A 13,960-nucleotide genomic window follows, 5' to 3' on the forward strand; every position below is an offset into this window, starting at 1 on the left:
CAATGTGGTTATCTGATGTTTCCGTAAAACGCCCAGTCGCAGCGATCGTTCTGAGTTTGCTGCTCTGTGTATTTGGTTTTGTCTCTTTCACTAAGCTTGCTGTACGCGAAATGCCGGATATCGAAAACCCGGTCGTGACTATCTCTTCTCGTTATGAAGGTGCATCAGCCACCATCATTGAATCGCAAATTACCACTGTTTTAGAAGACCAGCTCTCTGGTATTAGCGGTATCGATGAAATCTCGTCCACTACCCGAAACGGTATGTCACGCATCACGATTACTTTTGAATTAGGGTATGACCTCAACACTGGAGTCAGTGATGTTCGTGATGCAGTAGCTCGAGCGCAGCGCTCGCTACCAGAGGAGGCGGATGACCCGATTGTGTTCAAAAACAATGGTTCCGGCGAGGCATCGATGTACATCAACTTGAGCTCATCGGAAATGGACCGAACGCAGCTCACAGACTACATCGAACGTGTCTTGATGGACCGCTTTAGTTTGCTATCGGGTGTGTCATCGGTGGATCTGTCTGGTGGTCTTTACAAAGTGATGTACGTGAAGCTCAAACCTGAGCTTATGGCGGGTCGAGGCGTGACGACCACAGACATTACTCAATCACTGCGCAGCGAAAACTTAGAAAGCCCGGGCGGTGAAGTGCGAAATGACGCAATTACCATGTCGGTACGAACGGCTCGAGCCTACAATACGCCTGAAGATTTTGACTATCTTGTGGTCAAACGTGCGAGCGACAACACGCCGATATATCTGAAAGATGTCGCTGATGTTTACGTCGGTGCGGAGAACGAAAACTCTACCTTTAAGAGTGATGGTGTCGTTAACGTAAGCATGGGGATTGTTCCACAATCGGATGCAAACCCTCTTGAAGTAGCAAAGTTAGTGCGTAAAGAAGTCGATGATATCCAGAAGTTTTTGCCTGATGGTACTCGTTTGGCGATTGACTACGACTCAACGATTTTCATTGAGAGATCGATTTCAGAAGTCTACAGCACGCTGTTTATCACCGGCGGTTTAGTGATATTGGTGTTGTATATCTTCATTGGCCAAGCTCGTGCAACGCTGATTCCTGCTGTGACTGTACCAGTATCGTTGATCTCTTCTTTTATCGCCGCTTACTACTTTGGATTTTCAATCAACTTAATTACCTTGATGGCACTGATCTTATCCATTGGTTTGGTGGTAGATGATGCGATTGTGGTAGTAGAGAATATCTATCACCACATAGAGCGTGGTGAGAAGCCTTTACTCGCGGCGTACAAAGGTGCGCGAGAGGTCGGCTTTGCCGTTGTTGCAACGACTTTGGTTTTGGTCATGGTATTCCTACCGATCTCCTTCATGGAAGGGATGGTGGGTCTGCTATTTACTGAGTTCTCGGTTCTGCTCTCGATGGCAGTGATTTTTTCGTCACTGATAGCACTGACTTTGACGCCTGTGCTGGGTAGTCAAATCCTTAAAGCTAATGTGAAACCCAATCGTTTTAACAAGTTTGTCGATCGCGTATTCAAACGTTTTGAAAACGGTTATCGCTGGGTACTCGTCCGTGCGCTGAAATTTAAGTGGGCCGCGCCTTTAGTTATCCTTGCTTGTATTGGCGGAAGCTACGGTGTCATGCAGCAGGTTCCGGCTCAATTGACACCTTCAGAAGACCGAGGTGTGGTCTTCGCGTTTGTACGCGGAGCGGATGCGACGAGTTATAACCGTATGGCAGCCAACATGGATCTTGTTGAGTCTCGTTTGATGCCGCTGCTCGGGCAAGGGTTCTTGAAGTCATTCAGTATCCAATCACCTGCATTTGGCGGTAACGCGGGTGACCAAACGGGCTTTGTCATCATGATTCTCGATGATTGGGACGAGCGTGACCTTACGGCTCAGGAGTCACTTGGGGAAATTCGTAAAGCGCTGGCTGGCATACCAGATGTTCGTGTCTTCCCATTCATGCCTGGCTTCCGTGGCGGTTCAAGTGAACCTGTTCAGTTTGTACTGGGTGGTTCGGATTACTCTGAACTCAAAGACTGGGCGGAGCTACTTAAGCAGAGAGCAGAAGACTCACCATTAATGGAGGGCGCTGAGATTGACTACTCTGAGAAGACACCAGAGCTTGTCGTTTCGGTAGACCGCCAACGGGCTGCTGAGCTAGGTATTGCTGTGTCTGAAATTTCGAGCACGTTAGAAATCATGCTCGGGGGTAAGAAAGAGACGACCTATGTAGACCGAGGTGAAGAGTACGATGTGTACCTGCGTGGCGATGAAAATAGCTTTAATAACGCCGCTGACCTATCTCAGATATACATGCGTTCTGCTTCGGGTGAGCTAGTCACTTTGGATGCTCTAACTCATATTGAAGAAGTGGCGTCAGCAACCCGTTTATCACACTACAACAAGCAAAAGTCGGTAACCGTAACGGCGAACTTGTCGGAAGGGGCAACACTTGGTACGGCGCTTGATTTCCTCGACAGCCAAGCGATAGAGCTACTGCCGAGTGACATTTCAGTGAGTTATTCTGGTGAGTCAAAAGACTTCAAAGAGAACCAATCGAGTGTGGCATTAGTGTTCGCTCTTGCTTTGTTGGTGGCGTATCTCGTGTTGGCGGCTCAATTTGAAAGCTTCATTAACCCATTAGTGGTGATGTTCACCGTGCCGATGGGGGTATTTGGTGGTTTCTTGGGGCTGTTTGTGATGTCTCAAGGTATGAATATCTACAGCCAGATCGGTATGATCATGCTGATTGGTATGGTGACGAAAAATGGCATATTGATCGTTGAATTTACCAATCAGCTTCGTGACAAAGGGATTGAGTTCGAACAAGCCATTATTGATGCTTCGGCACGACGTTTGCGCCCGATCATGATGACTGCATTTACAACATTGGCTGGTGCGATCCCGCTGATTATCTCGACGGGTGCGGGGTATGAAAGTCGCGTTGCTGTGGGTACGGTTATCTTCTTTGGTATGGGGTTCGCAACCCTAGTCACGCTGTTTGTTATCCCCGCGATGTATCGACTAATTTCTGTCAATACACGTTCACCAGGACATGTGGAAGCCGAACTCAATATTGAAATTGACCATGATGTCAAAGGCCGTAGCATGCACTGATGCAGCGATAAAATAACAGAGTAAAAGCCATTGGGTATTATTGAGAATATCCAGTGGCTTTTTTGTGCATGGAGCTTTTGTTGCTGAATAAACAAAGGATTAGCACGCTCACTTTTGTTACACAGATCTCGCTTTAATAAAAATGTCACGTTAGGCAACTACTATCATTCGCCAGTGAATTGAGTTGTATTTTTCTATTAGCTCTGATTATGTCAGGGCGGTTTCTGTAGCCTCGCTTCTGAAAATTTTTGGATATGACTTCGACTCGCTCAATTGTCTTTAATTGCGTATTCATAGTGGAAGTGTCATGTCAAACGTAAAGAGAAACCCATCAACCCGTTCTGTCTCACTTATCCAATCATTGAGTGTTATTTTCACTCTTGTTATCGGTTTTTTTGTCGCTTTGAGCTTACTGAGTGCCAATGGTCTGAACCAAGTGAAAACTCAGTTCGATACCTTATCTGAGCGTGCGATGCCACTTGCAATGAACAATGCAGCATTAACACAGGATGTGTTAGAGCAGTTAAAGTTACTCAACTACGGAACGCAACTGAGCTCTTCAATTGAGCTAGAAGCCACCCGCGAGCGAATCAATATGCTGTCGCAACGCAGTGATATCCGCGTACAAAGCTTATTTGACATTGCGGAGCAGCAAGGTGGGGTCTTAACAAAAAACCAGCGTGCAGAGTTGGCGAATAAAATTGCTGATCTTCAGTCTCTTACTCAAGCTATCTTAGCGACGCAATCTCAAACGATTGCGATGCAAAATCAGATAGATAAGCAAGTGACAGGCTTCCACTATGGGTTATCTTCAATTGGTCCAGAGATGAATAGAATCAGTTTGTCTCTAGCGGGTGATAACCCAATGGTGTCCGATGCGGCGAGCCGTTTTATTGCCAATGCTAGCTCTATGGAAAGTACTTTTTTGACGCTGATGATGCAGACCGAACTGGAACGAGCGCAATCTGAATATCGTGAAATGCGTAATCGTATCGCAGGTATTTCACTAGCCTTTGATGACTTTGCTAGCTGGCATCCAGAAATCAAGGAGTTTGCTAGCATGACGACCTCTTACGACATGGTGTTAAAGGGGTTTGAGGGCGATGGTGTGCTGCGCATGATTCTAGATCGTTTAGAGCTGATGGAGAAGCAAGGTGATGACCTGATTAAAGCCGCAGTCGTTGCGGATGAGACAACGATCTTGCTGGCGAATATCTCTGAAACCGCGGAGCAATTGATCGATGCGGGACAAGAGGTCGTGAACAGTACCATTGAGCGTAATATCATAATGCTGATTTCCGCTACCTTCGGGCTGGTCGTTATCGTGATTTCATTGTTCTTCGGTTTACGTCGTTGGATTAATCGTTCACTTAAAAGTATCACTAGCCAGCTAAGCAAGCTGACACAACACGACCTTAGAGGTCAGGCTTTAGTTGATGGCCCGACCGAGATTCGTGATATTGCGAGCAAGCTCAATCAGGTGGTTGATTCAACCCACACCTCTATCGAAACGGTGACGCGAAATTGTGAAACTCTGTATCAAACGGCAGAGATCAGTCACGGTGCCGCAGAGGAGACGCGCAATAGTTTGTCTGCACAGAGTAGTGCTCTAGAAAGCATGGTGACAACAGTCACGGAGCTTGAGGCATCAATTAGAGAAATAGCAACGATGACAACGGAGTCATTCACCAACTCACAGCAAGCAGAAGAGTTTGCAACGGTGGGTTTGGCGGCAATGGAAGACAGTCGTGGTCGTTTACACCAACTCGAGGAAACCTTGAGTCGAAACGAGCGCTCAATGAGCCAGTTGGACGAAAAAGTTGGTCAAATCAGCGAGATGGTTGATCTGATCAGTGGTATTGCCGACAACACCAATTTATTGGCTCTGAACGCGGCAATAGAAGCTGCTCGCGCAGGTGATATGGGACGTGGCTTTGCCGTAGTGGCGGATGAAGTTCGTAAGCTGGCAAGTGATACCACCGCTCAAACCAGTAATATACGCCAAATGATGGCAGAGCTGACGGCAGCTGCGCAGAGCTCGCGTCAGTCAGTTTCTGAATCACGTGAAGAGATGACGTTCGCACTCGAATCAAGCGAGAGAGTCAAGAGTTCGTTTGAGGATATTGAAGCGTCAATCAGTCAGATTCGTTTACGTGTTGAGCATGTATCTGCCGCAACTGAAGAGCAGCAGCGTGCGACGGCAGATGTGAGTCGTTCGATTGTGCATGTGAATGATCAGAGTGACAATTCCAACTTGCAGCTTGCTTCAATGGTGGAGAGCGCTGAGCAGGTTGCGGAGATAGCAGGCCATCAACAGGCAATGCTACACAAGTACAAACTCAATTAAAGAGAGTTCTTTAAGTAAGGAAACGGCAGGTGCGTGAGCTTCTGCCGTTTTATGTTGTATTTTACTGACACTTCTCGTCAACACAGCACTCGTCTTGCAAGAAACCAATGACGGCATCAAGCTGCTGATATTCAGCCACGCAGTATAGCGTGCGCCCCTCACGACGTTGAGAGAGTAAACCCGCAGAAGTGAGATTAGAGATATGATGTGACAGGGTCGAGCCAGGAATGTCTAACTGTTCCTGTAACCCGCCTACGGCAATCCCTTGATAGCCCGCTCGAACCACACTTTTATAAATGCTCAAACGCGTCGGGTGTCCTAGCTCTTTGAGTGCTTTTGCTACGGTTTCTAGTTCCACTTCATTACTCGCAAACCAATTCGATGTTTCCAGAAGTATAGCGAATTTCAAGCAATACAGTCGCTTAAAATTTATTTCTATAAAAATCGAAATGAAAGCTTGCCGTGAGAATTTATATTTCTATAATTGTCGAAATATAAGCGCAATGCTTAACCAATTAGGAGTTAATCATGAATCAAGATATCGCACATATAGCTCAAGAGGCATTCGGCATGTTTGTCTTTCTTGCAGCTGAACTCACTGTACTTTTCCTGGCCATCAGTTATGTGGTTGGGGTATTACAAAGCTACTTAACACCGGAGAAGATCCAGTCAGTGTTGAGTTCGCAAAATGGCAAAGGCTATTTGGTCGCGGCGCTGATGGGCTCCATCACTCCGTTTTGTTCTTGCTCAACAATTCCTTTTTTGAAAGGACTCCTTAGAGCGAGAGCAGGGTTTGGTCCAATGATGGTGTTCTTATTTGCGAGCCCTCTATTGAACCCAATCATTATTGGTTTGTTTGTGGTGACTTTCTCATGGCAAGTCGCGCTGTTCTATTTCATGGTAGCGATGCTGGTTTCTGTGGTGGCTGGCTATGTTTTGGAGAAATTGGGTTTTGAACGCTATATCAAGCCAGAAGCCTATGAAAGTGAGTCTAAACCAAGCTGTGCATCTTCAAGCAACTCATCGTGTGGCGATGAGCCGAAACCAGCAATGTCTTGCTGCTCTGGTAGTCAAAGCGACAAACCAGTGTCGACGTGGAGAACAAACCGTTGGGGCAAGATCTGGCTGGCAACTTGGAAAGACTTTAAACAAGTATTGCCGTATCTGATGCTAGGTATCGCCATTGGCTCATTTATCTATGGTTTTATCCCGACTGACTTTATCGCTCAATACGCTGGCTCAAATGCTTGGTATGCCATTCCTGTAGCAGCAGTTATTGGTATTCCGCTATACATCCGAGCAGAAGCTGTGATTCCACTGAGTGCAGCTCTCGTCAAAAAAGGCATGGCACTCGGGTCAGTAATGGCTTTGATTATTGGCAGCGCAGGTGCGAGTTTGACTGAACTGATTCTATTGAAATCGATCTTTAAGAATCAGATGCTGGTGGCGTTTGTGGGGGTGATTTTGACTATGGCAGCGGGTGCAGGCGTGCTGTATGGACAAATTTTCGCCTAGTCAAAATACGATAATTAGTAAAATTCCTAGTGGAATTGCTTATATTCCATTGGGAATTTTACATCTATTTCAATTAAATCAGTAACATGCTTAAGTTATAACTCCTGGTTGTAATGCCTATAACCCAAGGTTATTAACCGCTTTGGTATTGTCCGCTCCTAAATATAATCACTCTGTTTAGGAGAAGTAATGAATAGAAAGTTAGTCTTGATGCCAGCTGTTTTAGCCACTGCTGTGATGGTTGGGTGTAATAGTGATTCTGATGGTCCAAGTGGCCCAGGAGAGACTGAACCACATTTGACCAACCTACTGGTTAAATCAACAAATGCCACAAAACTCGGTAATCAATACCGACTACCAGCAGCGTTTCCAATCCAGTTCACTGCAACAGCTGTCTATAGCGATCAATCGACAAAGATAGTTACTACTGAAGCAAGTTGGGAGGCTACGGAGAATCTATCTAGTAGCGAATACTTTCTTGAAAAAGGTGAGTTTTTTGCTCTATTCCATGCCGATGAGCCTGAAACAGTTACCGTGTCTTACGGTGGTGAGGTCGTCGATGTTCTAGTTGATGTAGAGTACACACAATTAGAAAATATTGAGGCAGAAGGCCCAGTAATCTCTTTAGTTGGATTGAGTACACCTTACCAAGCAATTGCTCACTTTGACAACGATCTAACTTTGGATATTACCAGCTTCGTTGGTTGGGAATCAGACAATGATGCTGAGTTTACTCGAGATGGAGTCGCAGAATTCTTGGAGGTGGGCTTTGACACCATTTCGGCACAATACCTTGACACAACACAGTCTATTACACCATTTGAAGTCGAGGTTGTTGAAGGTACGGTAGATGACAATATTTCGATGACAATCACTGGACCCAATACCATTACAGTTGGCCGCCCAATTAAATTAACTGCGACGATGACATTAAACAGTGACACTGCCGGTAGTCACAACATTAATGCGACCGAGATTGTCTCGTGGAAGTCATCTTGTGCCGAAATCACTGTCGATGCAATAGGCGTAGCTAATGCATCTGATGTTGCCATTGGTTGTGACATTAATGCGACCTACTATTCATCATCAGACGAAATTACGAATACAAAACCTCATACAGTACGTGCGGTAGAGGCGGGCAATGAAACAAAAGTTGTTCGTTGTGAAAAAGACGTTTTCTACGACCATACGTATTGCAAAGCACTTTTGTTGGATGAGAATGAGCAAGTTGTCTCAGATCTTACTGAGGCATCAAGTTGGACTTCCAACAACGCTACTATTAGCGCTGGTGTACATGGGTATGTAACTTCGAAATCTGTTGGTGAGGAGGCGACGATAACGGCGAGTTCATCTGTTGATAGTGCGTCATCTAACGTGAGAGTAGGTTTCTTGTCTGGTGACCTGACACTTGAGAGTGATGAAATTTATGTGGGTGGAGTAACTCAACTCTTAGCATTTTCAGGTGAAGGTACTGATCGAGTTGATGTAACGGAGTTAGTTGACTGGAATATTGAAGCATCTTCTGACAATAACTGGGAGCTCAACGACAATGGTGCGGTTACTGTTGACATAACTCTTGGTGAGGGGGAAACATCTCCTACAATATCTGCGTCGTGGGTATTTGAGGATCAAAACTACAAGGAGCAAACCAACGTACTGGTAGTTCCCGTTGATATATGTGCGGATTGGGACGATATATCCTGTCTACAAGTTACCGAACATGATGGTCTTCAGTATGCCTCTACACCATCAAAAAGTTTAGTGGACGCTTTAAGCTACACTCAGGGCACTGGTGATGGGCGTGTATTTAGAGATTATCAGAGTAGTGCGTCATATAATGCACCGGGCTTCGATATTGCGTCTGGAAAGTCAACTCAGTACTCAAGATGGTGTAATGATCTCAATTACATGAATGTCAATGGCGCTAGTGCATGGAGGCCAGTGACTGCTGATGAGTTGTTGGTATTGCATGCTGATCATGATGGCGTGGTTGGAAGTTGGCCACTTGACCGAAACTATTGGGCATTTGACGGTAGCGAATACTCAACAGTTGACATGAAAGATGGAAAGGTGGTCTCAGGGCAAGGGCCTCAACATCCACAATATCTAGTTTGTGTGGCAGACTAAATCAAAAAACTATTAGAAGTAAAACAGGGAAGGAAATCTTCCCTGTGTAAGGTATGTGGTTAAGAATACCTAACCACATACCTATCAGTCTTATGATTCATCCCCAACACCAAGTTCAACATAACCGCCCCCAGCACTGACAATCCAATTACCCATGGCGTAACAAACAGACTTGATGCAATCAAAATCGCGGCATCAATCGCCATCTGAGTTTTACCCACTGAAATGCCAAACTTATCTTGAACAAAAAGACACAGGACGTTGAAGCCGCCGAGGCTTGAGCGGTGACGGAAAAGAATCAGCATCCCTAACCCCATCAATAACCCGCCTGCAATTGCGCAGTAAACAGGGTTGATGCGATCCACTGTAATGACAAGATGCAGGTGATCGGCAAAGATGGAGACGAGCCCGCCAGAAATTGCGCTATTGATAGCAAAACGACGGCCAAAGCGCTGCCATGCCATCAAGTAGAAAGGGATGTTGCAGCTAAAGTACAGCACACCAAATGACAGTGGAACGATTTGTGAAAGCAAAAGCGCTAAACCTGTTGTGCCACCAGTAAGTAAGTCGGCGTTCTGTAGGAAAAACACGCCCTGAGCAACTAAAAACGTTCCGGTAACAATCGCAATCCAATCTTCTTTATTTGTGTGCTTTTCCATTTCCTATCCAATCTCACTGAGTTCGAGGCACAATTTGAGCGCGAATAGTAGTGAAATAGGCGTCAGAAAGACAGTGGCAGGGCAGAGATGAAAAGCCTGTTTGTCAGCCTTGTTATACAGGCTGTAAAGTCACTTTTTTACAGGTACAAAAAATGCCGCTGTTGCGGCATTTTATTAGTAGTCTAATAAAGAAGACTATTATTCAGCTGAAGTCAGTTGATATTCGAAGAAGCGGTAACCTTCGTTTGCACCCACATTTCCGAACTCGTCTGTTGGAGTTACTGTTTCTAAGTGTTCATCAGCATAGTCACTTGCCGCGTCCAAGTGAGAAGATAGGAAGCGAACAGGGTAATCACCACCCACTAGTGAGAAGTTATGAGCATTAAGGAACTCAAGAGTAACTAGCTCATCAGAGCTTCCACCTGCTTGTTCTACTAGCTCATTCAGGTAGTCGTTTACTAGCTCTCGGTTAGTAAAAGCAGCATCTTCTAGAACAATCTTCGCATTTTTAACGCCTGGCATATCAGAGTTAGATGCACGGTAGTTGTTTGTAACTACATAGAATAATTTCTCTGAGTTAATATCAAATGACTCACCCGCAAACGTAAAGTTCTTGATTCGACGGTTCTTTTCGAAAAGTTCGTAAGAACCATCTTCACTATCGACAATGTAACGAGCATCCTGTGTAACATCAATTTGGTAGTTTAATTGGCTTTCTTCGTTTACGAAGCCACCAAAGAAAATGTCAAAGTTGTAGCTACGGAAGTTTTCATCAAGAACGCGGTCACCTTCTTTCGACACAGTTACATACTGTTGTGCTACAACATACTCTAACCATTCGATGATATCACCTGCTGAGATTTCAAGAATTGCTGGAGTGTTGTTATCAAACACATAAAGGTCAGCGACACTAGCACGAGTTAGCACTCCACCGTCGATATTGGTGTAGTCTGATGAACCACCACGGCCGCCTTTGAATGGAGCAGACACAGAAATAACAGGGTAGTTTTCTGTCAGAGCACCACTGTCTTGTTGTGCAATACCCCAATCCATCTGTGCTTCATTAACAATTTGGACAGAGATATCTGGTTCTACAGCAGTAAAGAAGCTATTGATTGGGTCATTGATATTCGCAATCTCTTCACCCATGAATTCGATAGTACCTTCATGGTCTCCCTTAACTAGGAACTCAATCTCAACATTACTTACTGTAGATTCAGTTAATGCTTTTAGGTGTGGCTTGCTTGAAACAATATTCCAGCTCTCACCGTTATCCTTGCTTTCAAGTTTAAAGTCAATGATACCGAGGTGGTTGCCCCAGAAACCTGGCATAACAGCAGGCACACCATTAATTGTACCGTTTTTAGCATCAACACCTTCCATACCGTCGTATACATCGGCGTCAGTTGGGAAGTTGTTATGATCGTGTCCAAACATGATGGCATCAATACCATCAACGTAAGCTAACTGCCAAGTTGCGTTTTCTTGAAACTCGTTGTTATTAGCACCACCAGTTAGACCAGAATGTGGGATCGCGACGATAATGTCTGCCCCAAGTGCTTGCATCTTCGGTACGTAGTGCTCTGCAGTCATCTTGATGTCAGCCAGCAGAACTTGACACTTTAGGTGACGCTCATCCCAGTTAAGGATCTGCGGTGGTGTGAAACCGATAACACCTACTTTAACCGGGTAGTTTTCACCGTCATCAGCCGTGAAATAACGGTTTAAGATGGTAAACGGCTGGAAGTAAGGTTTGTTCTCGTCAAAGAACTCTTCAGTGTTACCCGCAAAGTGATCGTCTAGATCAACAGTACATTCTTCATCAGTTAAGCGAGCTAGATCATCGTTGAACTCATAAACGTTTGCATTAACGTATGGAAAATTCGCGCCTTCAGATGCAGCAGCTAGGTAATCTAGACCGTAGTTAAACTCGTGGTTACCTAGGTTAGCAGCGTCGTAGTTCAGGTAGTTCATTGCCTTGTAAACAGGGTGAACGTTCAGAGCTTCTTGTAAGTATTCTACGCCAAGGTCAGCAAGGTAATCACCCATAGGGCTACCTTGGATAAGGTCGCCATTGTCAAACAGCATGTTGTTTGGCTGTTCGCGGCGAGCTTGGTCGATTAGTGTTGCGGTGCGTGACAAGCCATAAGCTTGAGGGCCAGCTTCTTCGTTAGCTTCTTCAGAAAGAAAGTAGTTGTACGGCATCATGTTCGAGTGAAGATCGGTTGTCTCCATCAAACGTAGATCCATTGAAAGGGTGTTATCTGTGTCGTTAGACGAGCTATTACAGCCAGCAATTGCAAGCGTAAGGGCAGTTACTGCCACTGCTTTTGGTTTAAATGAGTAAGTCACTTAAATGCCTTTAATGTATTTTGTTGTCGTTTCATGGTCTGCAGACCAAAGCGCGCGCATCTTACATAGAATAAAAGCACTAAGTTAGAGGTATAAATGTAAACAAATGTTTCGAAGGCGGGGCTTGATTTGCTCTAAAAGCTTGATAATTAAAGGGTGATCTATTTCGTGAAATCGATTGCAACGAAAGTAAACGTTTGCGCAAAATGTTGATCAAGATCACAATTTAATTTTGACGGCTGAGTGACGTGCGTAGGCGAAGTTGACTGCGACAGAGAAATAGAGACTTTGAAGCCTTCAATTAAACACATAAAAATAGAAATCAACATCGCATTTAATTCATCAAAAACGTAGTATGGAGACAGAGTAAATGCGTACTTATTGCCAACATGAACAAAATTTAGGTTAAGTATGAGAAAACTGCATAACAAATTGTGCAGATAGCCCTTTATGATCTAGATCAAGTTATGTAGAATGTGCGCCAAATCGATGACGAAAACGTTTGCGTTGCGTCATTGAGCTGTTTTTTTGCAACTTTCAGTATAAATCTGAGTCAGGAGATACAGATGTTAAAGCGTGATATGAATATCGCAGATTACGATGCGGAACTATTCGCAGCAATCCAGGAAGAAACTCTACGTCAAGAAGAGCACATCGAGCTTATCGCTTCTGAGAACTACACAAGCCCACGTGTTATGGAAGCGCAAGGTTCTCAGCTAACAAACAAGTATGCTGAAGGTTACCCGGGCAAGCGTTACTACGGTGGTTGTGAGTACGTAGATAAAGCAGAAGCACTTGCGATTGATCGTGCTTGCGAGCTATTCGGTTGTGAGTACGCGAACGTTCAGCCACACTCTGGTTCTCAAGCAAACAGTGCGGTGTACATGGCTCTTCTAAACCCAGGCGATACGGTATTGGGTATGAGCCTAGCGCACGGTGGTCACCTGACTCACGGCTCTCCAGTAAACTTCTCTGGTAAGCACTACAACGTTATTCCTTACGGTATCGATGAAGCGGGCCAAATCAACTACGATGAGATGGAGCAGCTTGCTCTAGAGCACAAGCCTAAGATGATCATTGGTGGTTTCTCTGCTTACTCTCAAATCGTAGACTGGGCTCGCATGCGCGAAATCGCAGACAAAGTGGACGCGTACCTATTTGTTGATATGGCTCACGTCGCGGGTCTTATCGCCGCTGGTGTATACCCAACACCAGTTCCTCACGCTCACGTTGTAACAACCACAACGCACAAAACGCTAGCGGGACCACGTGGTGGTCTAATCCTGTCTAACGCAGGCGAGGACATGTACAAGAAGCTGAACTCAGCGGTATTCCCTGGTGGCCAAGGTGGTCCTCTAATGCACGTAATCGCGGGTAAAGCGGTAGCGTTCAAAGAAGCGATGGAGCCAGAGTTCAAAGAGTACCAAGCGCGCGTCGTTAAGAACGCAAAAGCGATGGTTGCTCAATTCCAAGAGCGCGGTTACAAGATCGTATCGAACGGTACTGAAAACCACCTGTTCCTTGTTGACCTAATCGACAAAGACATCACGGGTAAAGAAGCTGACGCAGCACTGGGTGCAGCGAACATCACGGTTAACAAAAACTCAGTGCCAAACGATCCTCGTAGCCCGTTTGTGACTTCTGGTATCCGTGTCGGTTCTCCAGCGATCACTCGCCGCGGTTTCTCTGAAGCAGATGCAACAGAGCTTGCAAACTGGATGTGTGATGTTCTAGACAACATCGCCAACGAAGAAGTGATCGAAGCGACAAAAGCAAAAGTACTAGAAATCTGTAAGCGTCTACCTGTTTACGCTTAATCTTGTGCTTAAATGTATCGAAAAGCCCCT

8 protein-coding genes are annotated in these 13,960 nt (G+C 45.3%); 5 read left to right on the top strand and 3 right to left on the bottom strand.

The window, feature by feature from the left end; translation table 11 throughout:
• The first annotated feature begins 2 nt into the window (after nucleotides 1–2).
• Nucleotides 3–3,113, top strand: coding sequence for a vibriobactin export RND transporter permease subunit VexH (gene vexH, locus GT360_RS03855; RefSeq protein ID WP_164647594.1), 3,111 nt, complete (start codon nucleotides 3–5; stop codon nucleotides 3,111–3,113).
• 307 nt (nucleotides 3,114–3,420) lie between these two features.
• Entirely contained in the window at nucleotides 3,421–5,460 is a 2,040-nt protein-coding gene (locus GT360_RS03860) for a methyl-accepting chemotaxis protein (protein WP_164647595.1), read from the top strand.
• A 61-nt stretch (nucleotides 5,461–5,521) separates the two neighbouring features.
• Here GT360_RS03860 and GT360_RS03865 read toward each other — a convergent pair whose 3' ends face one another.
• Complete coding sequence (locus GT360_RS03865; RefSeq protein WP_164647596.1) at nucleotides 5,522–5,818, bottom strand: ArsR/SmtB family transcription factor; 297 nt, start codon at nucleotides 5,816–5,818, stop codon at nucleotides 5,522–5,524.
• 170 nt (nucleotides 5,819–5,988) lie between these two features.
• Here GT360_RS03865 and GT360_RS03870 point away from each other — a divergent pair, with 170 nt between their 5' ends.
• Nucleotides 5,989–6,975 (top strand): permease, encoded by a 987-nt coding sequence (locus tag GT360_RS03870; RefSeq protein ID WP_164647597.1) that lies wholly within the window; start codon nucleotides 5,989–5,991, stop codon nucleotides 6,973–6,975.
• 189 nt (nucleotides 6,976–7,164) lie between these two features.
• Complete coding sequence (locus GT360_RS03875; protein ID WP_164647598.1) at nucleotides 7,165–9,102, top strand: hypothetical protein; 1,938 nt, start codon at nucleotides 7,165–7,167, stop codon at nucleotides 9,100–9,102.
• 59 nt (nucleotides 9,103–9,161) lie between these two features.
• Here GT360_RS03875 and GT360_RS03880 read toward each other — a convergent pair whose 3' ends face one another.
• Together GT360_RS03880 and GT360_RS03885 are read right to left on the bottom strand one after the other, a co-directional pair.
• A complete protein-coding gene (locus GT360_RS03880) occupies nucleotides 9,162–9,761 on the bottom strand; it encodes a YitT family protein (RefSeq protein ID WP_164647599.1) in 600 nt (199 codons plus the stop codon).
• A gap of 198 nt (nucleotides 9,762–9,959) precedes the next feature.
• Nucleotides 9,960–12,113 carry a bifunctional 2',3'-cyclic-nucleotide 2'-phosphodiesterase/3'-nucleotidase gene (locus GT360_RS03885; RefSeq protein WP_239502578.1) on the bottom strand — a complete coding sequence of 718 codons (2,154 nt, stop codon included), beginning with the start codon at nucleotides 12,111–12,113 and terminating at the stop codon, nucleotides 9,960–9,962.
• 566 nt (nucleotides 12,114–12,679) lie between these two features.
• Here GT360_RS03885 and glyA point away from each other — a divergent pair.
• Nucleotides 12,680–13,930 carry a serine hydroxymethyltransferase gene (gene glyA, locus GT360_RS03890; protein WP_164647600.1) on the top strand — a complete coding sequence of 417 codons (1,251 nt, stop codon included), beginning with the start codon at nucleotides 12,680–12,682 and terminating at the stop codon, nucleotides 13,928–13,930.
• Nucleotides 13,931–13,960 lie beyond the last annotated feature (30 nt).

Origin of the sequence: Vibrio astriarenae (genome assembly GCF_010587385.1) — a bacterium.
In the GTDB taxonomy this organism is placed as follows: Bacteria; Pseudomonadota; Gammaproteobacteria; order Enterobacterales; family Vibrionaceae; genus Vibrio; species Vibrio astriarenae.

Coding starts and splice junctions, on each gene's coding strand:
- GT360_RS03880 (WP_164647599.1), bottom strand. CDS start 9,761: ATGGAAAAGCACACAAATAAAGAAGATTGGATTGCGATTGTTACCGGA.
- GT360_RS03875 (WP_164647598.1), top strand. CDS start 7,165: ATGAATAGAAAGTTAGTCTTGATGCCAGCTGTTTTAGCCACTGCTGTG.
- glyA (WP_164647600.1), top strand. CDS start 12,680: ATGTTAAAGCGTGATATGAATATCGCAGATTACGATGCGGAACTATTC.
- GT360_RS03860 (WP_164647595.1), top strand. CDS start 3,421: ATGTCAAACGTAAAGAGAAACCCATCAACCCGTTCTGTCTCACTTATC.
- GT360_RS03870 (WP_164647597.1), top strand. CDS start 5,989: ATGAATCAAGATATCGCACATATAGCTCAAGAGGCATTCGGCATGTTT.
- vexH (WP_164647594.1), top strand. CDS start 3: ATGTGGTTATCTGATGTTTCCGTAAAACGCCCAGTCGCAGCGATCGTT.